Origin of the sequence: Agromyces hippuratus (assembly GCF_013410355.1) — a bacterium.
Taxonomy (GTDB): Bacteria; Actinomycetota; Actinomycetes; order Actinomycetales; family Microbacteriaceae; genus Agromyces; species Agromyces hippuratus.
This window is the reverse complement of sequence record NZ_JACCFI010000001.1, coordinates 1,076,033-1,101,185: the sequence shown is the minus strand read 5'-3', so window position 1 is coordinate 1,101,185 and position 25,153 is coordinate 1,076,033. Positions and strand designations below refer to the sequence as shown.

Here is a 25,153-nt window from a genome sequence, read left to right as displayed (position 1 = left end):
CGATGATCGGCGTGCACGCGGCATCCGCTCGCACCGTCTGCCTGGGATGTGGAACCGCGCCCCTCGGCCGCGGTTGGGGAGGCCGAGTGCCGGTGGTAGAGTATCGGGAGCACCCCGGTCTTCCGGGGTGACTACGCGCGCCATTTCGGCCGACGACTCCACTCAGTCCAGTTCTCTGCTTCATCGCAGAAACCGGCGGAGCCGTGCCGGGCGCCAGGGCTCCAGCCGCCGGCCGGAGCGACAACTGAGAACAAAGGAGTACGGCTCATGGCCGTCGTCACCATTCGCCAGCTGCTCGACAGCGGCGTTCACTTCGGGCACCAGACCCGCCGTTGGAACCCGAAGATGAAGCGCTTCATCCTGACGGAGCGTTCGGGCAGCTACATCATCGACCTGCAGCAGTCGCTCGCATACATCGACAAGACGTACGACTTCGTGCGCGAGACGGTCGCCCACGGCGGCACCATCCTCTTCGTCGGCACCAAGAAGCAGGCGCAGAACGCGATCGCCGAGCAGGCGACCCGCGTCGGCCAGCCCTACGTGAACCAGCGCTGGCTCGGTGGCCTCCTCACCAACTTCCAGACGGTCTCCAAGCGCCTCGCGCGCATGAAGGAGCTCGAGGAGCTCGACTTCGAAGGCACCACGAGTGGCTTCACCAAGAAGGAACTCCTCATCAAGAAGCGCGAGCTCGACAAGCTGCACAAGTCGCTCGGCGGTATCCGCAACCTGACGAAGACGCCGTCGGCGCTCTGGGTTGTCGACACCAAGAAGGAGCACCTCGCGATCGACGAGGCCAAGAAGCTCGGCATCCCCGTCATCGGCATCCTCGACACCAACTGCGACCCCGACGAGGTCCAGTACCCGATTCCGGGCAACGACGACGCGATCCGTTCGGTGAGCCTGCTCACCCGCATCGTCGCCGACGCCGCTGCTGAGGGCCTCATCGAGCGCCACCAGAAGCCCGAGGCCGAGGGCAACGTCTCGGCCGTCGAGCCGCTCGCCGAGTGGGAGCAGGAGCTCCTCCAGGCCGGCTCCGAGACCACCCCGGCACAGGCTTCGGCCGAGACCGAGGTCGTCGCCGAGACCGTCGCAGAGGCCAAGGCCGAAGCTGCCGAGGTCGTCGACGAGGCTGCAACCGAGGTCGCTGCGACCGAGACCGCCGCCGACGTCGAAGGCGCCGAGGCCGCCGAAGCCGCCGAGTCCAAGTAAGACCACGAGTCCAGGAGACTTCAGAGATATGGCTAACTTCACTCTCGAAGACGTCAAGAACCTGCGCGAGCGCCTCGGCACCGGCATGGTCGACACGAAGAACGCACTCGTCGAGGCCGACGGCGACATGGAGAAGGCGGTCGAGATCCTCCGCCTGAAGGGCGCGAAGGGCAACGCCAAGCGCGCCGACCGCTCCACCGCTGAGGGCCTCGTCGCCGCCGTCGACAACGGCGACGGCACCGCGACCATGATCGAGCTCGCCTGCGAGACCGACTTCGTCGCAAAGGGCGACAAGTTCGTCGGCCTCGCCGACCGCGTGCTCGCTGCGGTCGCAGCGGCCCGTGCCGAGAACCTCGAGGCTGCACTCGCCGCTCCGGCCGACGGCAAGACCGTCGCGACCGTGATCGACGAGGAGGCCGCGATCCTCGGCGAGAAGGTCGAGCTCCGTCGCGTCCGTCTCGTCAAGGGCGAGCAGTTCTCGATCTACCTGCACAAGACGTCGAAGGACCTCCCGCCGCAGGTCGGCGTCGTGCTCGGCTACGCCGGCACCGACGCTGAGACTGCACGTTCGGTCGCGCAGCACATCTCGTTCGCGAACCCGGAGTACCTCACGCGTGAGGACGTTCCGGCGGAGTCGGTCGAGAAGGAGCGCGCCATCGTCGAGCAGATCTCGCGCGAGGAGGGCAAGCCCGAGGCCGCCCTCCCGAAGATCATCGAAGGCCGCCTCGGTGCGTACTTCAAGCAGGTCGCACTGCTCGAGCAGGACTACGCGAAGGACAACAAGCTGTCCGTCGCGAAGGTGCTCTCCGACGCAGGCCTCACGGTGAGCGACTTCGCTCGCTTCAAGGTCGGCGCGTAGGTGCCCCGAAGGAGTCCGGATCGTTCGCGATCCGGACTCCTTTGCTGTGTCCGGAGTGATTCCGGATGCCTGGCGGGTCGCGCCCGTCGAAAACACCCGAGCACCGGCACTGCGCCGGGCTCGGCGAACCAGTAGCTTTGACCCCAGAGGGGAAGGATCGGTCAGGATGACGGAACGCAAGCGCAGGGTCCTGCTGAAACTCTCGGGGGAGGCGTTCGGCGCCGGTGCCCTCGGGGTGAACCCCGACGTGATCAGCGCGCTCGCGCGAGAGATCGCCGATGCCGCGCGCACGGTCGAGATCGCGATCGTCGTCGGCGGCGGCAACTTCTTCCGCGGCGCCGAGCTCTCGCAGCGCGGCATGGACCGCGGCCGGGCCGACTACATGGGCATGCTCGGCACCGTGATGAACGCGCTCGCCCTGCAGGACTTCCTCGAGCAGGCGGGTGCCGAGACGCGCGTGCAGTCGGCGATCTCGATGACCCAGGTCGCGGAGCCGTACATTCCGCGTCGTGCCGAGCGGCACCTCGAGAAGGGCCGCGTCGTCATCTTCGGCGCCGGCGCCGGCCTGCCCTACTTCTCGACCGACACGGTCGCCGCGCAGCGTGCGCTCGAGATCGACGCCGAGGTCGTGCTCGTCGCGAAGAACGGCGTCGACGGCGTCTACTCCGACGACCCGCGCACGAACCCCGAAGCGCACAAGATCGACCGCATCAGCTACCAGGAGGCCCTGCAGCGCGGACTCAAGGTCGTCGACTCGACGGCGTTCAGCCTCTGCATGGACAACGGCATGCCCATGCAGGTCTTCGGCATGGCGCCGCACGGCAACGTCACCAAGGCGATCCTCGGCGCCGAACTCGGCACCATCGTCAGCAACGGCGAGCCCGCCTCCAGTCGATAGACTGTCCCGAGTAGCGAACCAGAAGGAGCCCCCGTGATCGCGGACGTACTTTCCGATGCCACCACACGCATGCAGAAGGCCGTGGAGGTCGCCAAAGACGACTTCTCGAGCGTTCGCACCGGCCGGGCGAACCCCCAGCTCTTCCAGAAGATCATGGTGAGCTACTACGGCACGCCCACGCCGCTCGCGCAGCTCGCCTCGCTCGCCAACCCCGAAGCGCGCACCCTCGTGGTGACGCCCTACGACAAGGGCGCGCTGAAGGACATCGAGCAGGCCATCCGCGACACCCCGAACCTCGGGGCGAACCCCTCGAACGACGGCAACATCATCCGCGTGACGCTGCCCGAACTGACTGAGGAGCGTCGCCGCGAGTTCGTCAAGATCGTGCGCGGCAAGGCCGAAGACGCACGCGTCTCGGTGCGCAACATCCGTCGCAAGGCGAAGGACGACCTCGACGCCCTCAAGGGCGACGTCGGCGATGACGAGGTTTCGCGCGCAGAGAAGGAACTCGAGCAGATCACGAAGTCCAACGTGGACGCGATCGACGATGCCCTGAAGCGCAAGGAAGCCGAACTCCTCGAGGTCTGAGGCAGACGATGTCAGGCGTCCCAGAAGAGGATGAGTCGGACGCCGGGGGAGCTGAACGAACCTCGCGCGAGGAGTTCCGAGCGCAGGTGCACGCCCGAAAGGCCGACCTGGAGCGGCAGTTCGAGGTCGGCAAGGCCCAGTTCGATCAGGCGCAGGAGAAGATCAAGGCCCGTACCGGGCGCAACCTGATCCTCGCGACCCTCATCGGGCTCGGGTTCGGGGCAGTGCTCCTGCTCAGCCTCCTCGTGATCAAAGAGCTCTTCATGCTCTTCGCCGTCATCATCGCCGCGTTCGCGAGCTACGAACTCGCCCAGGCGCTGCGAAAGGGCGGCTACCACGTTCCGCGCATCCCGACGGTCGTCGTCGCGGTCGCCGCCGTGCCCCTCTCCTATTACGGGGGCGCCGGGGGTCAGCTGATCGCGGTGCTCGGCGGCATCCTCATCGTCACGCTCTGGCGGCTCGGCGAACAGGCCGTGCCTGCGATGCGGCGCTCGGGCCGCGACCTCGGTCGCGACGTCGCCGCCGGTGCCTTCGTGCAGGGCTACGTGACGTTCCTCGCGACGTTCGCGGTCGTGCTCACCGCAGCGGAGGGCGGCGAACTCTGGACGCTCGCATTCATCGCCGTGGCGGTCGCAGCCGACACCGGCGCCTACGCGTTCGGCCTCATGCTCGGCAAGCACAAGATGGCGCCGGTCATCAGCCCGAAGAAGACCTGGGAGGGCTTCGCCGGCGGAGCGGGGGTCAGCCTCGTCGCCGGTGTGCTGCTCTCGACGCTGATGCTCGGCAACACCTGGTGGTTCGGACTCATCTTCGGTGCGTCGATCTTCCTGACCGCGACCCTCGGCGACCTCGTCGAGTCGCTCATCAAGCGCGACATCGGCATCAAGGACATGAGTTCGTGGCTTCCCGGTCACGGTGGGTTCCTCGACCGGCTCGACTCGATCCTGCCGTCGGCCGCCGTCGCCTTCGTGGCATTCCGGATCTTCGGCTGAGCGAATCCGCACCGGAGTGGGCGTTTCCGCACGGTCGCTCCGCAATAATGGAGCGGTGGACTCCACCTTCCCTCGCGCTCGCAAGCCCAAGCTCGGTTACAACACGGCTCAGGTCGAGTCGTTCCTGCAGGTGGCGCGTCGCGCCTACGACGGCACCTCCCGGCCCGACGACGCACCGCTGACGTCCGATCGCATCCGGCTGACCGCCTTCGCGATGCAGAAGGGCGGCTACTCGACGACGCACGTCGACCAGGCGCTCGAGCGGCTGGAAGACGCCTTCGCGGCCCAGGAACGCCAGGTCGCCGCCCGACTGCACGGCGGCGAGGCTTGGCTCAGCGAGGCGCGCGCAACCGCGCAGGTGGTCTCCAACCGCCTGGCGCGCCCCGAGGGGCAACGCTTCGACCGGGTCGGCGCACTCGTGCGCGGGTACAGCACCCGCGACGTCGACCGCTTCGCGGACAAGCTCACGAGGTACTTCAGCGACGGGTGGCCGATCGCGATCGACGACGTACGCGCCGTCGTCTTCAAGACGCAGCGCGGCGGCTATCGCGAGGCGCAGGTCGACCTCCTCCTCGACGCCGTGGTCGACGTCATGCTCGCGGTCCGCTGAGGTGCGCGTCGAGTTGGAATCCCGCGCCGGTCTTTCGATACACTCGTCGAATCGTGGGTAGACATGCGGGAAGCGACGAGGCCATGGAGCCGCGTCCTCAGACGACGGCAGCCGCATCACCACTCGAACCGTCGCCGGCACCTCGGAAGCCGCCCGCACGACCGCCTCGCGTCGGTCGAGTGAAGCAGGCCGTCACGGTCGTGTTCGCCTTCGCGGCATCCGTCAGCTTCCTCCTCGTGAACCTCGTCGACCCGTTCTCGGGCGCGATCGCGTCGTCGGAGTTCGCGAGCGACGTCGACCGGTTCGGGGGTCAGCGCGTGCAGGCGTTCGACGTCGCCGGCGACTACTCGATCGACGTCGGCCAAGAGAGCTACGACGTCGAGAAGAAGCCCGAGGTGCAGCTCGCCCCGGCCTCGACGAGCGAGGGCAGTGGATGGGCTCCTCCCGCTGTGACGCCCGACCCCGGGTCGGCTCAGGCATACGCCGCCACGGCCGTGGCCGCTCGCGGCTGGCCGTCGAGCGAGTTCGACTGCCTCGTCGCCCTCTGGAACAAGGAGTCCGGCTGGCGGGTGAACGCCTACAACGCCGGGAGCGGTGCGTACGGCATTCCGCAGGCGCTCCCCGGATCGAAGATGGCGACCGCGGGCGCCGACTGGGAGACCAACGCCGCCACGCAGATCGAGTGGGGCCTCGGGTACGTCTCCGGCCGCTACGGCACGCCCTGCGGCGCATGGGCGCACTCCCAAGACGTCGGCTGGTACTGAGCCCACGACGACGCTGCGCGGAGCACTGCGAGCCCACGCGCACCTAGACTGGATCCATGGCGCGTTCGAACCGATCCCGGAGTCGGGCGGCCCGTGCCCGTGAGGAACACCCCGAACTCGACGTCGAGCGTCTGACCTCGGGGTGGCGACGCACCGAGGTGCGCGGCGGTCGCGAATGGAACGTGCAGCCGGTCTCCGAGGCGCAGGCCGTGAAGGCGTACGTCTGCCCCGGTTGCGGCCAGGACGTGGTTCCCGGCATCGCCCACCTGGTCGCGTGGCGCGCCGACGGCGTGCTCGGCGATGCGGCCGACCTGGCCTCTCGTCGTCATTGGCACATTCACTGCTGGAGGATCGGCGCGGTATGAGCGACACCACCATCGAGATCCGCGCAAGCGTCGAACTGCCGGCTCATCGCGAAGAGATCGAGCTGCACACGGCCGACGGCCTGACGCTCGTCGGCGAGCTCGCCACGCCCCTCGAGCGGCCGCCGGTGGCGACCCTCGTCACGCTGCATCCGCTGCCGACGGCCGGTGGCTTCATGGACTCGCACATCATCAGGAAGGCGGCCGCCCGCCTGCCGGCGCTCGCCGATCTCGCGGTGCTGCGATTCAACACCCGCGGTACGGTCTCACCGCGCGGCACGAGCGAGGGCTCATTCGGCGAGGGCGTCGCCGAGCGAGCGGATGTCGCGGCGGCGATGTCGTTCGTGACGGAGCGCGCTCTGCCGCACCCCTGGCTCGTCGGCTGGTCGTTCGGCACGGAGCTCGCGCTGAAATACGGCCTCGACCACGGCATCGACGGAGCGATCCTGCTCTCGCCGCCGCTGCACCGCACGAGCGATGCAGAGCTCGCGCGCTGGCAGCACGCGGCACCGGAACTCGTGGCCCTGATTCCGGAGTTCGACGACTACCTGCGGCCGGCCGAGGCGGCCGAGCGGTTCTCGAGCGTGCCGAAGATCACGCGCATCGACGTGACGGGCGGCAAGCACCTGTGGGTGGGGGAGTCGCAGACCCGGCGCGTGCTCGACGAGATCGTCGGAGTCGTGAACCCGGCCGCGCTGCCGCTGCCGACCGAGTGGCCTGCAGCCGCGAGCTGATCGCACTCGCGAGCTGAGCGCATTCGCGGTGCCGGCGGAAGTGCCTCGAGCTCAGCGCTCGTTCTGGTGCGGCACCACGACCTGCTTGATGATGAGCAGGATGGCCGCCGCCACCGGGATCGCGACGAGCGCGCCGAGCACGCCGCCGAGCGACCCGCCCGCGAGCGCTGCGATCACCACGAGCGCGCCGGGCACCTTCACGGCGCGGTTCATGATGCGCGGGCTCAGCACGTATGCCTCGACCTGCATGTAGATCACGTAGTAGATCGCCGCGACGAGGGCGGTCAGCGGCGACCCGAGGCCCGGGATGAGGCAGACGAGCACGATCAGCACCGAGCCGCTCAGCGTGCCGACGAGCGGCACGAGTGAGAACAGGAAGGCGATGAAGGCGAGCACCGCGGGGAACGGGGCCTGGATGATCGACAGGAAGATGAAGCTCGCCACGCCGTTGACGGCGGCGAGCGAGACCTGGCCGAGCACGTAGCGACCGACCGACTGGGTGATCTGCTCGGTGAGGTCGGCGAAGCGGTCGCGCTTCGATGCGGGCACCAGCTGGTAGGTGGCGCGCTTCATCGTGTTGAGCGACGACACGAAGTAGAGCGTCAGAATGAAGACGATGACGACGCCGAACACTCCGGCGCCGATCGCGACGGCGACCTGCAGCACGCCGCCGGCGAGTTCGCTGAGCTTGTCGGGGTTCGTGAAGAAGTCGGTGAGGCCGTTCGTGACCTGGTCGCTGATCTCGTCGACCGGAACCTGGGGGAACTGGTCCTTGAGGAATTCGATCCAGTCCTGCGAGCTCATCTGGTCGATGATGCGAGGGGTCACTTCGACGAGTTCGCTGACCTGCTCGACGATGATCGGCACCACGGCGATCACGAGCCCGGCGACGAGCAGACCGACCCCGCTCATGACGATGAGGATCGCCGCCCAACGCGGAAGCCCCCGGCGCTCGAGCCAGCTGGTTGCCGGATCGAGGCCGAGGGCCAGGAACAACGCGACGCCGACGTAGGCGATGATCGTCGACAGCGTTGCGATGGAACTGAGGATGAGGAGGCCGACACCCACGCCGAGGGTGCCGACCAGCCCGATGCGGAACGCGTTCTGGATCTTCATGGAACGGCCCGCACTCCTCTCTTGGACCGACTACTTGGTCTTCGCCGCGATCTGCTCCGCCTGCGTCAGCACGCCGCGGAGGCTCTCGAAGTACCCGGCGACGGCGTCGCGCTCGATCTTGATCTGCGAGAGACGGTCCTCGGCGTCGGCGACGAGCGCACGGGTGCGCTCCTCGGCGTCGGCGATGAGCTTGCGCGCCTGCTCGTGTGCGGCAGCGATGCGGTCGCGTGCCTCGTCGTCGGCCTTGTCGCGGACGACCGCGATGTCGGACCGGACCTCGGTCTCGAGGCGGTCCGCCTCGGCGCGGCTCTCGGCGGTGCGGGCGACCGCCTCGGCGAGCTCTGCGTTGGCGTCCTCGAGGAACTTCTGCGTCTGCGCGACCGCCTCCTGGTGGGCGGCGAGCAGCTCCTGCTCGGCCTCGTCGCGCTTCGTCGACAGCTCGGATTCGAGGTCGAGGTGCGCCTTCTCGATCTCCCGGCGCATGCGGTTGACCTCGTGGGTCGTCTTCTTGCGCATCGCGGTGAGCTGGTTGTCGAGGTCGATCCGGCCCTGCTCGGACTCCGCGTCGAAGTCGGCGCGTGCCTGCTCCTGCTCGAGGGCGAGGTCGGCGCGCATCTGCTCGAGGTCGGCGGCGTGCTTGGCGCGGATGCGCTCGAGCTCGTGCTGGAGCTTCAGACGTGCGGCCTCGGCCTCGCGCTCGATGTCGACCTTCGCCTGCTCGCGTTGCTGCACGAGCTCGACGCGGCTGCCTTCGAGCTCGCGGTCGAGGTCGCTGCGCGCCTGGTCGAGTTCGTGCACGAGGGCTGCGCGGCGCTCGGCGATCTCGGCGTCGATGGCGGCACGCGCCTCGGCCGACTCGCGCTCGAGGTCGAGACGGGACTGCTCGGTCTCCGCCGCGAGGTCGATGCGGGCCTGCTCGCTCTCGCGGGCGAGCTCGGCGCGGGCGCGGTCGAGTTCGATGGCGACCTCGGCGCGGGTCTGCTCGGTCTCCTTGGTGAGGCCTGCAGCAGTGGCGCGCGCCTCGGTGGCCTCCGCGTTGGCCGCGAGCTGGAGCTCGGCGGACTTGCGTTCGGCCGCGGCGATCATCGCCGCGGATTCGCGCTTCGCGCTCGTGCGGATCTCGGCGGTCTCGGTGGCGACGGCGCCGCGGATCGCCGAGGCGTCGCGTGCGGCGTCCTGACGGAGCTGCTCGCTCGCCTCGTGCGAGCGGGAGACCATGTCGTCGGCCTCTGCGCGGGCGTTCTCGAGGATGCGGTTGGCCTGGGCGCGCGCCTCGGTGAGGGTGCGCTCGGCGAGTTCGTGCGCGTCGGAGCGCATGAGGTGCGCCTCGTCTTCGGCCGAGCGACGGAGCTTCTCGGCGTCGATGTCGGCCTGCGCGATGAGACGGGTCGACTGCTCCTCTGCGACGCGCAGGGTGTTCTCGAGCTTCGTGCCGAGACCGGAGAAGGTGGGGCTGCCGACCTCTTCGAGCTCTGCCGTCAACTCCTCGATGCGAGCGAGGAGACGCTTGTTCTCCTTGACGCTGTCGGTGCTCTGGTTGTTCGCGGCGATGATGTCCCGACGCAGACCATTGATCGCCTTGTCGACCTCGTCTTTGTCATATCCGCGGAACACCTGCGTGAACTCGGTCTCTTCGACGGCCATTCTTCCTCCGGGCTCTGTCCCGCGTTCGTGGGGGCGCATGCGGGATGGTGTGTCCGATTGTACGGGTCGCGCGAGGTGGGCGGAGACACCGGACTTCCAGCCGGCGGTTAGGGATCTCCCAGATATCGTCGGTAGTCTGGAATGTCTTTGTCAGAGGCCGCCACTGGCGGCAATGGAGGTTCTGTTTCGTGCGCTTCGTCTTCGCTATCGTGGCGTTCATCGCTGCGGCCGTGATGATCGGGCTCGGCATCGCCCAGCGCACGGTCTTCCTGGAACCAGACCGTGTCTCGATGTCCGCCGAGCTCTCGGGCGGCGAAGCCGACTTCATCGTGATCGAACCCGAAGCGCTCGCCGCGCAGCCGGGAAAGCAGACCATCACCGTGTCGGGATCCCCGAAGGTGTTCCTCTCCTACGGGCGCAGCTCCGATGTCGAGGCATGGCTCGGCGAGACGCCGTACGTCGCGGTCGGCTACGACGCCGACGCCGATGAGCTGACGAACGAGATCGTCGTCACGAAGCCGGTCGCGGATTCCAACCCGACCGCTCCGACCACTCCGGCGCCGGCCGAGGGCGAGGCCGAGACCGTCGCCGCTCCGACGCCCGACGGCTCCGACCTGTGGCTCGACGAGTTCACCGACGACCTCGTGCTCACGACCACGATCGACGTCCCCGAAGACATCTCCGTGCTGATCAGTGCGAACGGCGGCGATGAACTGCCCTCCCGCGTGAAGATCGACTGGCCGCTCGACAACGCGACGCCGTGGGCCGGCCCGCTGATCGTCGGAGGCGCACTCGTCTTCCTGGTCGGCATCGCGCTCGTGATCGCCGGCTTCGTGAACCACCGACGCATGCGTGGTCCTCGTCGCAACCGGCCGGGCGGCACTCGCGGCAAGCTGCCGAGTGCTCCGAAGCCCGGGCGCACCCAGGTCGGCGGGAGCCGGCGGGCCATCGGCCGTGCCAAGCGCATCGCGATCGTCCCCTTCCTCGTCGTTCCGGCCCTCGCGCTCTCCGCGTGTTCGGCCGACTACTGGCCGAGCTTCGACCAGCAGGCGGCACCCGAGACCACGGCTCCGGCGACGCCGCTCGCGACGCCCGGGCCGACCGACGAGCCCGTCGACGACACTCCGAAGGCCCAGCCCGCGGTGACCGTGCCGCAGATGGAGCGCATCATGCGCCGTGTCGCGGTGTTCGCGACCGACGTCGACGCATCTCGTGACGCGGAGGCCGCAGCCCAGCGCTTCACCGGCCCGGCACTCGAAGCGAGGACCGCCAACTACGCGATCCGCGGTTCTCTCGCCGAGCACCCGCTCCCGACGCCGATTCCGGCTTCGCCGCTGACGCTGACGCTGCCGCAGCAGGCCACCGGCTGGCCGCGCACGGTGCTCACGATCGCGAAGAACTCGGATGACCCGACGATCGCGCCGAGCGCGCTCGTGCTCGTGCAGGAGACGCCGCGCGACAACTACAAGATCCTGTACGCCATCTCGCTCGCACCCGATGCCGACGTTCCCGAGGTCGCACCCGCCTCGATCGGCGCGCCGCCGATCTCGCCCGAGTTCAAGGGCCTCGTGATGCCGACCGGTCAGGTCGCCGCAGCCTACGCCGACGTGCTCATGAAGGGCGAGGCGTCCGAGTTCTACCCGATGTTCGACCCCGAGGGCGACACGCTCATGCAGCAGCTCGGCCCGGCCGGGCAGAAGGCCATCAACGACGGCCTCCAGGACACGGTCGACGCCACCTACTCCAACGCGGTCGGCGACAGCCCCACGATCGCCCTGGCGACCAACGACGCCGGTGCACTCGTGAGCGTCTCGATCGAGCAGACCGAGAACGTCATCCCGAACGACGGCGGTACGATCGGGTTCAAGCCCGGTGCCGGCGCTGCACTCTCGGGGTTCACCGGAAAGAGCGCGAAGGGCGTGCAGCGCGTCATCGGCATCCAACTGCTGTTCTACGTTCCCGGCGTCGGCAACGAGTCTGAAGACCAGATCCGTCTGCTCGGCTGGTCGGAGAGTCTCATCGGAGCTTCGGAGGTACCGTGACCAACCCGATTCCCCCTTCCGGCGCCGCGCTCCGCGGTGCGGTCGACCTGTCGGCGCTCGTGCAGCGTCAGGCGCAGGGCGCGGCGGGTCAGCAGGGTGCCCACGCGGCATCCGGGCCCAGCGACCAGATCGTCTTCGAGACGGATGACGCAGCCTTCGGCTCCACGCTCGAACTCTCGCGCACCGTGCCGGTCGTCGTGGCGCTCTGGGCCACGTGGAGCGAGCCGTCCAAGGCCCTGCTCGCGACGCTCGAACGACTGGTCCGTGCTCGCGCGGGCCGACTCGTGCTCGCGGCAGCCGACGCCGACCGCAGCCCGCAGCTCGTGCAAGCCTTCCAGGCGCAGGCCATCCCGACCGTCGTCGCCGTGGTCGCCGGACAGCCGGTGCCGCTGTTCGCGGGCGAGCAGCCCGACGAGGTCATCGATCAGGTGTTCGACCAGCTGCTCGAGCTCGCCGGCCAGCACGGCGTGACCGGCAGCATCGATCCCGGCGAGAACGGTGCCGAGGCAGCGGGTGCTCCCGCCGAGCCCGTCGAAGCACCGCTTCCGCCGCTGCATCAAGAGGCGTATGACGCGATCGAGCGGGGCGACTTCGCTGCCGCATCTGCTGCGTATCGCACCGCGATGGCTCAGGACCCGCGAGACACCCTTGCCGTGGCGGGGCTCGCGCAGGCGAACCTGCTCGGCCGGCTGCAGGGCAAGACGCTCGACTCGATTCGCAACGCCGCCGCGGCCGCGCCGCAAGACCTGGGCGCGCAGCTCGACGTCGCCGACCTCGACCTCTCGGGCGGTCACGTCGACGACGCCTTCGATCGACTGCTGACGCTGTTCCCGAACCTCGACGCCGACGGCAAGAAGCTCGTGCGCGAGCGACTCGTCGAGCTCTTCGAGGTCGTCGGCACCGACGACCCGCGGGTCGCCGTGGCGCGACGCCGCCTCACGACGCTGCTGTACTGACGCGCAGCAGCGGCTCGATCAGCCGGTCGCGTCGGGGGCGAACCACACCGCGCCGAGCGGGGGCAGCGTGAACGACGCCGATGCCGGGCGACCGGCCCACGGCTCCTCGACCGCGTCGACCCCGCCGAGGTTGCCGACGCCCGAGCCGCCGAACTCCGCGGCATCCGAGTTCATGACCTCGCGCCAGCGTCCGGCGCTCGGCAGGCCGAGGCGGAACCCCTCGTGCGGCACTCCCGCGAAGTTCACGACGCAGAGGAGCGGTCGCCGCTCGCGGTCGTACCGGAGGAACGCGATGACGTTCTCGGCGGTCGCGCCGCCCTCGATCCACTCGAAGCCGGCCGCGTCGTCATCGAGCTCCCAGAGCGCGGGAGTGGCACGGTAGCCGCGATTCAGCGCGCCGACGAACTCGGCGAGCTGCCGGTGGCTCGGCTGGTCGAGGATCCACCAGTCGAGGCCGCGCTCCTCGCTCCACTCGGAGAGCTGGCCGAACTCCTGCCCCATGAAGAGCAGCTGCTTGCCGGGATGCGCCCACATGAAGGCGAGGTAGGCGCGCACGTTGGCGAGCTGCTGCCAGTGGTCGCCGGGCATCTTGCGCACGAGCGAGCCCTTGCCGTGCACGACCTCGTCGTGGCTGATCGGCAGCACGAAGTGCTCGCTGAACGCATAGAGGAACGAGAACGTGAGGTCGTGGTGGTGATGTGATCGGTACATCGGGTCGTTCTGGATGTACTGCAGCGAGTCGTGCATCCAGCCCATGTTCCACTTGTAGCCGAAGCCGAGGCCGCCGCCCTCGGTGGGGGCGGTGACGCCCGGCCAGCTCGTGGACTCCTCCGCGATCATGACGATGCCGGGGTTGCGCTTGTAGGCCGTCGCGGTGGCCTCTTGCAGGAACGCGATCGCCTCGAGGTGCTCGCGGCCGCCGTGGATGTTCGGCAGCCACTCGCCGTCTTCCCGTGAGTAGTCGAGGTAGAGCATCGAGGCGACCGCGTCGACCCGCAGCCCGTCGACGTGCATCTCCTCGAACCAGAACAGGGCGTTGGCGACGAGGAAGTTGCGCACTCGCGGGTTGCCGTAGTCGAAGACATAGGTGCCCCAGTCGAGCTGCTCGCCGCGACGCGGGTCGGCGTGCTCGTAGAGCGGCTGGCCGTCGAAGCGCGCGAGCGCCCACTCGTCTTTCGGGAAGTGCCCGGGCACCCAGTCCATGATGACGCCGATGCCCGCGCCGTGCAGGCGATCGATGAGGTACTTCAGGTCGTCCGGCGAGCCGAAGCGCGAGGTGGCGGCGTAGTAGCCGGTCACCTGATAGCCCCACGAGCCGCCGAACGGATGCTCCGCGAGCGGCATGAACTCGACGTGCGTGTAGCCCAGCCACTCGAGGTACTCGATGAGCTCGTCGGCGACGTCGCGGTAGCCCTTGCCGGGACGCCACGAGCCGAGGTGCAGCTCGTAGATGCTCATTGGCAACGCGTGCAGGTCGGCGACGGCGCGGCGCGACATCCATTCGCCGTCGGCCCACTCGTGGGTGCTGCGCGAGACGACGGAAGCCGTGGCGGGGGAGACCTCGGCCTGGCGAGCCATCGGGTCGGCCTTCATGATCCAGTCGCCGGCGGCGGTGAGCAGCTCGAACTTGTACACCGCGCCGGGCTCGACATCGGGGATGAAGAGCTCCCAGATGCCCGTTGGGCCCATGCTGCGCATCGCGTGCCCGGTGCCGTCCCAGCGGTTGAATGCACCGGTCACGCGCACTGCGGCCGCGCGCGGCGCCCAGACCGTGAACGCGGTGCCGGCGACGCTGCCCGTGACGCCCCAATGCTCGCGATAGTGGGCGCCGAGCACGCGCCAGAGCTCTTCGTGCCGGCCCTCGCCGATGAGGTGCAGGTCGAGTTCGCCGATGGTCGGGGCGAAGCGATAGTGGTCGTCGCTCGTCCACTCCGCGTCGTCGGCGTAGCGGGCGCGCACCCGGTAGTCGGTCGGGCCGAAGGCGCCGGCGCCGGCCCAGATGCCGTGACCGACGTGTTCGAGCGGGAGCACGCCGCCGCCGGGGAGGACCGCCTCGACCGATTCCGCGAGTGGCCGTCGGGTGCGGATCGCCGTGAGCGGCCCCGCGTGGTGCGGCTCGTCGAACCCGTGCTGCCCGAGCACCGAGTGCGGGTCGTGGTGGCGCCCCTCGGCGACGGCGGCGAGCACGTCGTCGGCGATGACGGGTGCGGCGATCGGTTCAGGCATCGGTGGCCCTCCTCACGTGCAGGATGTGCGCGGGCCGTGTGAACGCGTCGAGGCGCACGTAGTTCGACGCGCCCCACTCCCAGCGTTCGCCGGTGACGAGTTCGTCGACCTCGAAGCGGGCACCGGGCGGGAGGCCGATCGCCTCGAGATCGAGGTGCACGGTGGTCTCCCGCACCGAGTGCGGGTCGACGTTCGCGACGACGATGATCGTGTCGTCGTCGCCCGTGCCGGTGAAGCGGCCGTCGAGGTGCTTCGAATAGACGAGCACCGAGTCGTCGTCGCTCGCGTGGAAGCGGATGTTGCGGAGCTGGCCGAGCGCCGGGTGCTCGGCGCGGATGCGGTTGAGAATGCCGAGGTAGAGCGCGAGCGAACGGCCCTCGCGCTCGGCGGCCGCGAAGTCGCGCGGCTTGTACTCGTACTTCTCGTTATCGATCGCCTCTTCGGCGCCGGGCCGGGCGACCGACTCGAAGTGCTCGAAGCCCGCGTAGACGCCCCAGAGCGGCGCCGCCGTCGCGGCGACGGTCGCGCGCACCGTGAACGCGGCCGGCCCGCCGAACTGCAGGTACTCGGTGAGGATGTCGGGGGTGTTGACGAAGAGGTTCGGCCGCATGAAGTCGGCGGTCTCCTGCGACACGCTCGTCAGGAACTCCTCGAGTTCGGCCTTGGTGTTCCGCCACGTGAAGTACGAGTACGACTGCTGGAAGCCGACCATCGCGAGCGCCTGCATCATCGAAGGACGGGTGAAGGCCTCGGCGAGGAAGACGACGCCCGGGTCATCCGCGTTGACCGTCGCGATCAGCCGCTCCCAGAACGCGAGCGGCTTCGTGTGCGGGTTGTCGACGCGGAAGATGCGCACGCCCTGCTTCATCCAGTGCCGCACGATGCGCAGCACCTCGGCGAAGATGCCGTCGGGGTCGTCGTCGAAGTTCACCGGGTAGATGTCCTGGTACTTCTTCGGCGGGTTCTCGGCGTAGCGGATCGTGCCGTCGGGCAGTTGCGTGAACCAGTCGGGATGCTCCGTCACCCACGGGTGGTCGGGGGTGGCCTGCAGCGCGAGGTCGAGGGCGACCTCGATGCCGAGTGCTGCCGCCCGGCGCACGAACGCGCGGAAGTCGGCGAGCGTGCCGAGGTCGGGGTGCACGGCGTCGTGGCCGCCGGGGGTGCCGTCGGCGAGCGGTCCGCCGATGGCCCAGGGGGAGCCGGGGTCGTGCGGTCCCGGGTCGAGCGTGTTGTTGCGCCCCTTGCGGTTCGTGACCCCGATCGGATGGATCGGCGGCAGGTAGACGACGTCGAAGCCCATCGCCGCGACCCCGTCGAGCCGCTTGGCCGCGGTGCGGAAGGTGCCCGACTTCCACGAGCCGTCCTTCAGCTGCTTCGCCCCTTCGGACCGCGGGAAGAACTCGTACCAGGCGCCGACGCCCGCGTGCCGGCGTTCGACGAGGATCGCGTGCTCGGGGGAGTCCGTCGAGAGCCGTGCGAGCGGTCGCGCATCGAACTCGGCGAGGGCCGGGTCGTCGATCAGCGCTCGCCGATCGGCAGCGGCTCTGTTCGCTGAGCCTGTCGAAGCGTGCTCACCCCGCAACCCCGCCGCGACGCTCGCGAGACGCTTTCGTACGGCGAGCGGCCGGGCCTTCTCCGCGATCGCCCGATCGAGCAGGCGAGCGCCGAGCTCGAACATCAGCTCGGCGTCGACCCCGGCGTCGACCTTGAGCGCGGCGTCGTGCCGCCACGTCGCGACCTCGTCGTCAAATCCCGTGACGTGCCAGTGCCACTCGCCGATCTCGTCGAGCAGCACCTCGGCCTCCCAGCGATCGGTGCCGGCCGCCAGCGGAGACATCCGCTCGTGCCGTGTGAGGCCTGCAGGGCTCGTGATGACGAGCATCGCGCCAACCTGGTCGTGCCCCTCGCGGAACACGGTCGCGCGGAACGGCACCACCTCGCCCTCGAACGCCTTGGGGCGCCAGCGCGCATCGGGCACAGCGGGGGTCAGCCGGGTCACGGGGATCCGGCCGGCGAGCACGGGGGCGGTCGTCACGGTTCGACCGTAGCGCGTCTGCACCGGATCGCACTCGCGAACGCGGCCGGATCGTCACGGCCGGCCGCATCTGTTGACGAGAGGTCGCGGCGTGGATACCGTCGGCGCATGGTGCGAGACCGATGATCACCGCAGAGACGCTCCGCGGCATCCCGATCTTCGCGCCGGTGCCCGAGGCGACGCTCGACGAGGTCGCGCGAGCCGTCGAGGACATCCGCCTCATGCCCGGCGAATACTTCGCGCACGAGGGCGACGAGCGGGCACTCTTCATCGTCGTCGAGGGCGGCGCCGAGATCACCAAGGTGATCAACGGCGAGGAGCGCGTGATCGGCCGTCGCAAGCCGGGGCAGTTCTTCGGCGAGGTGCCGATGACGCTGAGCACGCCGTTCCCGGCGAGCGGTCGGGCAGCGGATGCCGCGGAGGGGGCGCGCATCATCAAACTTGACGTCACGGTCTACTACACGCTCGCGGCGGCGGCGCCGTCGATCCCCGCCCGCGTCGCCGGTCTCGCCCGGCGCTACCTCGATTCGCTGCAGGAGATGGCGGCCGAGCGGCTCGAGACCGACGTGCGGGTCATCGGGCCGCGCTCGGATGCCCGAACCCATGAGGTCACCGGCTTCCTCATCCGAAACCAGGTCGCGTTCGAGCGCACGACCCTCGACGAGCCGGTCGCCGGGGACAGATACCCGATTCTCGAACACGGCGGCGCGCGCACGGTGGACCCGTCGCTCCGCGAGGTCGCGACGGCGGTCGGGCTCGACGTGGTGCCCGCGGCATCCGACTACGACGTCGTCATTCTCGGTGCCGGGCCCGCGGGTCTCACCGCCGCCGTCAACGGCGCCGCGGAGGGCCTGCGCACGGTCGTGATCGAGTCCGTCGCACCTGGCGGGCAGGCGGGCACCTCGACGCGCATCGAGAACTACACCGGCTTTCCGTTCGGCATCTCGGGCGACGACCTCGCCAGTCGCGCCTTGAAGCAGGCGAAGCGGCTCGGCGCGGAGATCGTCGTGACGCGCACCGTGGAGTCGATCGAGCCGGACGCCGGCGCAGCAGGGGTCGAGATCGTGCTCGACGGCGGCGACGTGCTGCGGGCGCCCGTCGTGATCATCGCGACCGGTGTGGCCTGGCGCTCGCTGCCGGTGCCGGGCATCGACCGGTTCCGTGGCAACGGCGTCTACTACGGCGCCGCCCGCAGCGACGCCTCGATCGCGCAGGGCGCCGACGTCTGCATCGTCGGCGCGGGCAACTCGGCAGGCCAGGCCGCGCTCTTCTTCGCACGGCACGCGCGATCGGTCACGATGCTCGTGCGCGGCCCGTCGCTCGAAGCCAGCATGTCGCGCTACCTCATCGACCAGATCGCCGCCAACGACGGGGTTCGCGTGCAGACCCGCAGCGAGATCGTCGGGCTGTACGGCGGGTCGAGCCTCGAGGCCATCGACGTCGCCGACCGCACGAGCGGGGCGACCGTGCGCACCGAGGCCGGCGTCGTGTTCGTCATGATCGGCGCCGACGCCGTGACCGAGTGGATGCCATCGGCGGTCGCGCGCGACGCCCACGGCTTCATCCTCACCGGGGCCGACGCGGCGGCGACCCCGCAGTGGGGTCTCGACCGTCGGCCGTTCGCGCTCGAGACGAGTGCGCCGGGGGTGTTCGCGATCGGGGACGTGCGGTCGGGCTCGGTGAAGCGCGTTGCTGCTGGCGTCGGTGAGGGCGGCATGGCGGTGGCGTTCGTGCATCAATACCTCGCGCTCGCGTAGGCCGTCGGCCCGGCGCGTCGACCGTCGGAAGTCTTTGACTTGTTTGTGATCAGGGTTTTCCGGCTCACGGATGATCGGGCGCCATCGCCGGTGGAATAGGTCCACGATGGGCTGTGTGCACATCTTTCTCGTCGACGAAACGAACCGCGACTACGTAGAGAACCACTTCTTCATCGTCGGCGGACTCGTCTACACGCCCGAACAGATTCCGCTCGTGGACGCCGCTGTCGCAGCGTGCCGTGCGGCCGCTGGCTACCGCCCCGGCGATAACTTCAAGTTCAACACCAACGAGCGACCTTCGTACGTCTCACCTGAGACTCATCGTGAGGCTAAGAAGTCGCTCATTGCTGACCTGAGACGAATCGGCGTGCGGATGATTGTGTCAGTGGTACTCCACGATCTGTGCCGCAATCAGACGTACGACGAGCGAATGGAGTGGTCACTGAATACAGTCGCAGGGGCCTATCGGAAGCTGCTGGTTGCCGATCAGGCGCGAGGGATCATGTTGATGGATCGAGACAATGACCGATTCGACCACCTTGAGCACCTTTTTCAGCACGGTCTGACGTTCCAGGATGGGAGCCATATCGGCCTCCACGATCGCATCGTTCTGTTCGGCATGACCAACGACAACGCATCGAATCTGAGTTCGGCAGCGGACATAGCGCTGGGCGCGTTCCGCTACTCAGTGAACACCGCGGTCGGGGCAGGGAGGGAACCCGTCGCCCGCGAGATGTTCCCGGACCTCGCGGCGATCATGTGGTCGGGGGAAGTTGGTGGGCGGCGTCGATTCAGAGGCTTTGGATACCTCCCACGGCCGCTGACGCCCGTCGCGCCGCACCTGGCTAGATACACGAACCTTGCCGAGGCGCTGCACAGCTATTCGATTGACCCCTTATAGCGAGCGGCCCTCACCTCGGCCGAGCTTCAGCTTGTCTTGCCTCATGGGTGTCGTCTGCCTATCCGATGGTCGACAATCACGACGCGACTCGGCGTTCACGCAACCGACATCTGCGGCTCCTAGGGTGGAGCCGTGAAGCCGATTCGCAAGTTCACGGTCCGCGCGGTCATCCCTGCTGAGCTCGGTGCGCTCGAAGAGCTCGCCGCGAATCTCCGCTGGGCGTGGCACGAACCGACCCGCAGGCTGTTCCAGCACGTCGACCCAGAGCTCTGGCAGGCCTCCGACCGCGACCCGGTCGCGTTCCTCGGCGAGGTCGCCCCGGCGAGGCTCGCCGAGCTCGCAGGTGACGGCGGCTACGTCGAATGGGCCGAGCGTGAGCGGGCAGCGCTGCGCGAGTACCTCGCGGAGCCCCGCTGGTTCCAGTCGCTCGGCGCCGAGACCCCGCGCACGATCGCGTACTTCTCGCCCGAGTTCGGCATCACCGCCGCACTGCCGCAGTACTCCGGCGGACTCGGCATCCTCGCGGGCGATCATCTGAAGGCGGCATCCGACCTCGGTGTGCCGATCGTGGGCGTCGGACTCTTCTACAAGGCCGGGTACTTCTCGCAGTCGATCTCGCCTGACGGCTGGCAGCAGGAGCGCTATCCGGTGCTCGACCCCGACGGCCTGCCGCTCACGCTGCTGCGCGCACCCGACGGCGCGCCGGTGCAGGTGACCCTCGCCCTGCCCGACGACCGCGCGCTGCACGCGCGGGTGTGGAAGGCCGCGGTCGGCCGCATCCCGCTGCTGCTGCTCGACACCGACATCCCCACGAACTCCGACGAGCTGCGCTCGGTGACCGACCGCCTCTACGGTGGCGGCGGCGAGCACCGACTGCTGCAGGAGCTGCTGCTCGGCATCGGCGGCGCCCGTGCGATTCGCGCATGGACCGAACTGAGCGGATGCCCCGCGCCCGACGTCTTCCACATGAACGAGGGCCACGCGGGCTTCCTCGGCCTCGAGCGCATCGCGACGTACATCGGCGAGGGGCTCACGTTCGCCGCGGCGCTGCAGCTCGTGCGTGCGGGCACCGTCTTCACGACGCACACACCGGTTCCCGCCGGTATCGACCGCTTCGACCGTGCGCTCGTCGAGCGGTACCTCTCGGGTTCGCTGCTACCTGGCGTCGACCCGGCCGACGCGCTCGCCCTCGGGGTCGAACCCGGCGCCGACCCGGCGACGAGTGCGTTCAACATGGCGGTGATGGGCCTGCGGCTCGCCCAGCACGCGAACGGCGTCTCGAAGCTGCACGGCGAGGTGAGCCGGCGCATGTTCGGCGACCTCTGGCCGGGCTTCGACGCCGAGGAGGTGCCGATCACCTCGATCACGAACGGCGTGCACGCCCCGACCTGGACCGACCCCGCCCTGCTCGGCCTCGCCGAGACGCGGCTCGGCACGGGCGACACCGAGCACGCCGAGTGGCGCAGCCCCGCGCTCGCCGACGGTGAGTTCTGGACCGTCAAGCGCGCCATGCGCCAGCAGCTCGTCGACGACGCACGGCGCCGGCTCGCGGCATCCTGGCGTGAACAGCACTCGGGCGCCGAACCGCCGAAGTGGGTGTCGCAGGTGCTCGACCCCGACACGCTCACGGTCGGATTCGCCCGCCGGGTGCCCACCTACAAGCGGCTCACGCTCATGCTGCAGGACCCTGAACGGCTGAAGGCCATCCTCACGAACCCCGAGCGCCCCGTGCAGTTCGTCATCGCGGGCAAGTCGCACCCGGCCGACGACGAGGGCAAGCGGCTGATCCAGCGGCTCGTGCAGTTCGCCCAGCAGCCCGAGCTGCGGGGTCGCATCGTCTTCCTGCCCGACTACGACATGAGCATGGCCGAGAAGCTCTACCCCGGTTGCGACGTGTGGCTCAACAACCCGCTGCGCCCCCTCGAGGCGTGCGGCACCTCGGGCATGAAGGCGGCGATGAACGGCGCCCTGAACCTCTCGATCCTCGACGGTTGGTGGGCCGAGTTCGCGGGCGACGACTACGGCTGGGTGATTCCCTCCGCAGACGCGGCGGGCGATGCAGGGGAGCGCGACACGCTCGAAGCGGCGGCTTTGTACGATCTGCTCGAGCACCGGGTTGCGCCGCGCTACTACGAGCGCGACGGCGACGGCGTGCCGGTCGAGTGGGTGCGCCGCGTACGCGAGACCCTCGCGGTGCTCGCGCCCGACCTCGGCGCCGATCGCATGGTGCGCGAGTACGTCGAGCGCCTGTACCGGCCGGCGGCCGAGCACTTCACGATCGTCGCGGCCGAGAGCGCACGGGGAGCCCGCGAGCTCTCGAGCTGGGGTGCGCGGGTGCGTGCGGCGTGGCCGGGCGTGCACGTCGCGCATGTGGAGTCGGGCGGCATCGACGCACCGCACGTCGGCGACGAGCTGCAGCTGCGCGCCGTCGTGCGGCTCGGCGAGCTCTCGCCCGACGATGTGCGGGTCGAGGTCGTATACGGGCGCAGCCGCGCCGACGAGACGATCGACGCCGCCCAGCACGCCGAGCTCGAGGTCGCGGATGCCGCGGCGCAGCGCTCCCCGGGCGAGCACCTCTACACGGGGTCGCTCGTGCTCGACCGCGCGGGCGCGTTCGGCTACACGGTGCGCGTGGTGCCGCGGCATCCGCTGCTGCTGTCGACCGCCGAGCTGGGGCTCGTAGCCATCGCCGACTGAGCCCGCCGCGGTCGACGCGCGGCGCCACGCCGTGTCACTCCTGCGGATATACGATCCGACGCGCCGGTGCGCAGTGGAAGATCTCGGGGTGGCGGATCGTATATCCGCAGGAGTGACACTTCGCGCGCGGGTCGTGACGCCGGCTGAGCGCTGAGGATCAGCGGGTGCGGGCGATCGGCGCGTAGCGGCCGGCCGTGACGGCGAGCAGGTCGTCGGGCGCGAGCTCGAGGTCGAGGCCGCGGCGTCCGCCCGAGACGTAGATCGTCTCGTGGAGGATCGCCGACTCGTCGAGCACCGTCGGCAGCGCCGTCTTCTGGCCGATCGGGCTGATGCCGCCGACGACGTAGCCCGTCTTGCGCTCGGCGACGGCGGGGTCGGCCATCTCGGCGCGCTTGCCGCCGAGCGCCGCGGCGAGGGCCTTCAGGTCGAGCTGCATCGCCACGGGCACGATGCCGACCGCGAGTGCGCCGTCGACGCTCGCGAGCAGGGTCTTGAAGACGCGGTCGGGGTCGAGGCCGAGCTTCTCGGCGGCTTCGAGCCCGTAGGCCGCGGCGCGCGGGTCGTGGTCGTAGCCGAGTGCGGTGAAGGCGACGCCGGCACGGGTGAGGGCGACGGTCGCGGGGGTGCCCGCCGAGGCATCCGCTCGCTTGGCCATCAGGCGCCCTCAGCGCGGAACAGGCGCATCGACTGGGCGCCGACAGTGATGGTGGTGCCGGGGGCGTGCAGGGCACCCGCAGGCGAGGCGACCGGCGGCGCCGACGGCGCCTCGTCGGCGGAGTCCCACAGCAGGGTGTACCCGCTGACCTCGTCGTGCGACGGGAGCACGACCTCGGCGTCGGCCTCGTGCGCGTGCACGACGAGGAGGATGCGGTTCGGCGCCTCGGTCTCGGGCGTGGAGGCGGCGAGGAACTGCAGGGTGCGCTCGGCGGGGGAGTTCCAGTCGTCGATGCCCATGGTCTCGCCCTCGGCGTTGAACCAGTCCATCTGCGAGGCACTCGGCACGGTCTCGCCGAGGCGCCCGAAGCGGATGGGGCGCAGCGCGGGGTTCTCGGCGCGCAGCCGAATCAGGTGCCGAGCGGTCTCGAGCAGCGCGGGAGCGAAGCGGGGGCGGTCGGCCTCCTCCCAGGCGAGCCAGGTGAGGGGCGAGTCGTGGCAGTACGCATTGTTGTTGCCGCGCTGGCTGCGGCCGAACTCGTCGCCCGCCGTGATCATGGGCACGCCCGCCGACAGCAGCAGCGTGCCGAGCAGGTTCCGGATGCTCCGGCGCCGCGCAGCCCGCACGACCGGGTCGGCCGCCTCGCCCTCGACACCGTGGTTGTACGAGTTGTTGGAGTCGGTGCCGTCTCGGTTCTGCTCGCCGTTGCCCAGGTTGTGCTTGACGTCGTAGGCGGTGAGGTCGGCGAGGGTGAAGCCGTCGTGCGCCGTCACGAAGTTGAGGCTCGCGAGGGGGCCGCGCTCGCCGGAGAACGTGTTCGACGAGCCGGCGAGGCGCGTGGCGAAGCGGCCGATGCCGCTGCCGGCCGAGCCCGTCTCGCGCTCGCGACGCAGGTCGCCCAGCCAGAAGTCGCGCATGCGGTCGCGGTAGCGGTCGTTCCACTCGGTGAAGCCGTTCGGGAAGTTGCCCGTCTGCCAGCCGCCCGGCCCCACGTCCCAGGGCTCGGCGATGAGCTTCGACGCACCGATCACGGGGTCGCCGAGCATGGCGCGCAGCAGCGGATGCTCCGGCGTGAACGTCTCGCGCGCGTCGCGGCCGAGCGTGGCGGCGAGGTCGAGGCGGAACCCGTCGACCTGCAGCTCGTCGGCGAAGTAGCGCATCGAGTCGAGCACGAGTCGCTGCGGCGCGGCACCCGCGAAGTCGAGGCTGTTGCCGCAGCCCGTGGTGTCGACGTAGCGGCCGTGCGCGTCGTGCCGGTAGTACGCGGCGTTGTCGATGCCGCGGAACGAGGAGGTCGGCCCCTCGCGGCCCTCTTCGGCCGTGTGGTTGTAGACGACGTCGAGCACGACCTCGAGCCCGGCCTCGTGCAGGCGCCGCACCATGCCGGCGAACTCGCGCCGCACGGCCGCAGCACCCTCGGCGCGGGCCGCGGCGCTCGCATACGGCGAGTGGGCGGCGAAGAACGCGAGCGTGTTGTATCCCCAGTAGTTGATCTTGCCCTGGCGCACGAGGCGCTCCTCCGACACGAAGGCGTGCACCGGCAGCAGCTCGACGGTCGTGATGCCGAGGTTCACGAGGTATTCGAGCGACGCGTCGTGCGCGAGGCCGGCGTAGGTGCCGCGCAGGTGTTCGGGTACGGCGGGGTTCAGCTTCGAGAAGCCGCGCACGTGCGCCTCGTAGACCACGGTGCGGTCGAGTGGCACGCGGGGCTTCGCCGAGTCGCCCCATTCGAACCCCGTCTCGGTGAGCGGCTCGAGGGCGACGCCGCGCCACGATCCGTCGTCGGCGCGGGCGAGGCCGCGGGCGTACGGGTCGAGCAGGGTGTGCACGGGGTTGAACGCGTGCTCGACCCCCGCGGGCCCGTCGACCCGCAGGCCGTAGTGGGCGCCTGGGCGGAGCTCCGCCGACTCGCCCTGCCACACGCCGTGCTCATCACGCGTGAGCGGAGTGCGGGCGATCGCCCAGTCGAGGTCGTCGGCGTCGAACACCACGAGGTCGACGGATGTCGCGTGCTGCGACCAGACCCTCGCGACCCCGCCGTCGGCGCCCGCACGAACACCGAGGTCGTGCAGGGGATCGCGCTCAGGCATGCGATCTACAGTAGTTCG

General features: G+C 69.6%; 20 protein-coding genes. 14 read left to right on the top strand and 6 right to left on the bottom strand.

Annotated features, from left to right (window positions below; translation table 11 throughout):
* Positions 1-267 precede the first annotated feature (267 nt).
* The 9 genes from rpsB to BJY17_RS05265 all read left to right on the top strand — a co-directional run bounded on the left by rpsB (position 268) and on the right by BJY17_RS05265 (position 7,016).
* The gene (rpsB, locus tag BJY17_RS05305) at positions 268-1,209 is read left to right on the top strand and encodes a 30S ribosomal protein S2 (RefSeq protein WP_179550436.1); all 942 of its coding nucleotides are present in this window, start codon (positions 268-270) and stop codon (positions 1,207-1,209) included.
* Between the two features lie 28 nt (positions 1,210-1,237).
* Positions 1,238-2,068, top strand: a complete 831-nt coding sequence (gene tsf, locus BJY17_RS05300) for a translation elongation factor Ts (RefSeq protein ID WP_179550435.1) — start codon at positions 1,238-1,240, stop codon at positions 2,066-2,068.
* 166 nt (positions 2,069-2,234) lie between these two features.
* Entirely contained in the window at positions 2,235-2,966 is a 732-nt protein-coding gene (pyrH, locus tag BJY17_RS05295) for a UMP kinase (RefSeq protein WP_179550434.1), read from the top strand.
* A 33-nt stretch (positions 2,967-2,999) separates the two neighbouring features.
* Positions 3,000-3,554 (top strand): ribosome recycling factor, encoded by a 555-nt coding sequence (gene frr, locus BJY17_RS05290; RefSeq protein WP_179550433.1) that lies wholly within the window; start codon positions 3,000-3,002, stop codon positions 3,552-3,554.
* A gap of 86 nt (positions 3,555-3,640) precedes the next feature.
* A complete protein-coding gene (locus tag BJY17_RS05285) occupies positions 3,641-4,546 on the top strand; it encodes a phosphatidate cytidylyltransferase (protein WP_322789754.1) in 906 nt (301 codons plus the stop codon).
* Positions 4,547-4,601: 55 nt separating this feature from the next.
* Positions 4,602-5,156: a DivIVA domain-containing protein gene (locus BJY17_RS05280; RefSeq protein WP_179550431.1), complete on the top strand. Its 555-nt coding sequence runs from the start codon at positions 4,602-4,604 to the stop codon at positions 5,154-5,156.
* A gap of 179 nt (positions 5,157-5,335) precedes the next feature.
* Positions 5,336-5,920 carry an aggregation-promoting factor C-terminal-like domain-containing protein gene (locus tag BJY17_RS18445; RefSeq protein ID WP_246303661.1) on the top strand — a complete coding sequence of 195 codons (585 nt, stop codon included), beginning with the start codon at positions 5,336-5,338 and terminating at the stop codon, positions 5,918-5,920.
* Between the two features lie 56 nt (positions 5,921-5,976).
* Positions 5,977-6,285 carry a hypothetical protein gene (locus BJY17_RS05270; protein WP_179550430.1) on the top strand — a complete coding sequence of 103 codons (309 nt, stop codon included), beginning with the start codon at positions 5,977-5,979 and terminating at the stop codon, positions 6,283-6,285.
* Positions 6,282-7,016 carry an alpha/beta hydrolase gene (locus BJY17_RS05265; protein WP_179550429.1) on the top strand — a complete coding sequence of 245 codons (735 nt, stop codon included), beginning with the start codon at positions 6,282-6,284 and terminating at the stop codon, positions 7,014-7,016. The genes BJY17_RS05270 and BJY17_RS05265 overlap by 4 nt, the downstream gene beginning before the upstream one ends.
* Before the next feature lie 51 nt (positions 7,017-7,067).
* On the opposite strand, the gene BJY17_RS05260 is transcribed toward BJY17_RS05265, so the two are convergent.
* Entirely contained in the window at positions 7,068-8,132 is a 1,065-nt protein-coding gene (locus BJY17_RS05260) for an AI-2E family transporter (RefSeq protein ID WP_179550428.1), read from the bottom strand.
* Between the two features lie 30 nt (positions 8,133-8,162).
* The gene (locus BJY17_RS05255) at positions 8,163-9,776 is read right to left on the bottom strand and encodes a DivIVA domain-containing protein (protein WP_179550427.1); all 1,614 of its coding nucleotides are present in this window, start codon (positions 9,774-9,776) and stop codon (positions 8,163-8,165) included.
* A gap of 188 nt (positions 9,777-9,964) precedes the next feature.
* Between BJY17_RS05255 and BJY17_RS05250 the strand changes: the two genes are divergently transcribed.
* Both BJY17_RS05250 and BJY17_RS05245 read left to right on the top strand, forming a co-directional pair.
* Positions 9,965-11,818, top strand: coding sequence for a hypothetical protein (locus BJY17_RS05250; protein ID WP_179550426.1), 1,854 nt, complete (start codon positions 9,965-9,967; stop codon positions 11,816-11,818).
* Positions 11,815-12,774, top strand: a complete 960-nt coding sequence (locus tag BJY17_RS05245) for a tetratricopeptide repeat protein (RefSeq protein WP_179550425.1) — start codon at positions 11,815-11,817, stop codon at positions 12,772-12,774. The genes BJY17_RS05250 and BJY17_RS05245 overlap by 4 nt, the downstream gene beginning before the upstream one ends.
* A gap of 18 nt (positions 12,775-12,792) precedes the next feature.
* Here the strand turns inward: BJY17_RS05245 and glgB are convergent, their stop codons facing one another.
* Both glgB and BJY17_RS05235 read right to left on the bottom strand, forming a co-directional pair.
* Complete coding sequence (glgB, locus tag BJY17_RS05240) at positions 12,793-15,000, bottom strand: 1,4-alpha-glucan branching protein GlgB (RefSeq protein WP_179550424.1); 2,208 nt, start codon at positions 14,998-15,000, stop codon at positions 12,793-12,795.
* Positions 14,993-17,035, bottom strand: a complete 2,043-nt coding sequence (locus BJY17_RS05235; RefSeq protein ID WP_179550423.1) for a maltotransferase domain-containing protein — start codon at positions 17,033-17,035, stop codon at positions 14,993-14,995. Before BJY17_RS05235 ends, glgB begins: the two co-directional genes overlap by 8 nt.
* 122 nt (positions 17,036-17,157) lie before the next feature.
* Between BJY17_RS05235 and BJY17_RS05230 the strand changes: the two genes are divergently transcribed.
* The 3 genes from BJY17_RS05230 (at position 17,158) to glgP (ending at position 22,390) form a co-directional block, all read left to right on the top strand.
* Positions 17,158-18,792, top strand: coding sequence for an FAD-dependent oxidoreductase (locus tag BJY17_RS05230; protein ID WP_179550422.1), 1,635 nt, complete (start codon positions 17,158-17,160; stop codon positions 18,790-18,792).
* 115 nt (positions 18,793-18,907) lie between these two features.
* The gene (locus tag BJY17_RS05225; RefSeq protein WP_179550421.1) at positions 18,908-19,693 is read left to right on the top strand and encodes a hypothetical protein; all 786 of its coding nucleotides are present in this window, start codon (positions 18,908-18,910) and stop codon (positions 19,691-19,693) included.
* 132 nt (positions 19,694-19,825) lie between these two features.
* Complete coding sequence (glgP, locus tag BJY17_RS05220) at positions 19,826-22,390, top strand: alpha-glucan family phosphorylase (protein ID WP_179550420.1); 2,565 nt, start codon at positions 19,826-19,828, stop codon at positions 22,388-22,390.
* Positions 22,391-22,547: 157 nt separating this feature from the next.
* Here glgP and ybaK read toward each other — a convergent pair whose 3' ends face one another.
* Both ybaK and glgX read right to left on the bottom strand, forming a co-directional pair.
* The gene (gene ybaK / locus BJY17_RS05215; protein WP_179550419.1) at positions 22,548-23,045 is read right to left on the bottom strand and encodes a Cys-tRNA(Pro) deacylase; all 498 of its coding nucleotides are present in this window, start codon (positions 23,043-23,045) and stop codon (positions 22,548-22,550) included.
* A complete protein-coding gene (gene glgX / locus BJY17_RS05210; RefSeq protein ID WP_179550418.1) occupies positions 23,045-25,135 on the bottom strand; it encodes a glycogen debranching protein GlgX in 2,091 nt (696 codons plus the stop codon). The genes ybaK and glgX overlap by 1 nt, the downstream gene beginning before the upstream one ends.
* Positions 25,136-25,153 lie beyond the last annotated feature (18 nt).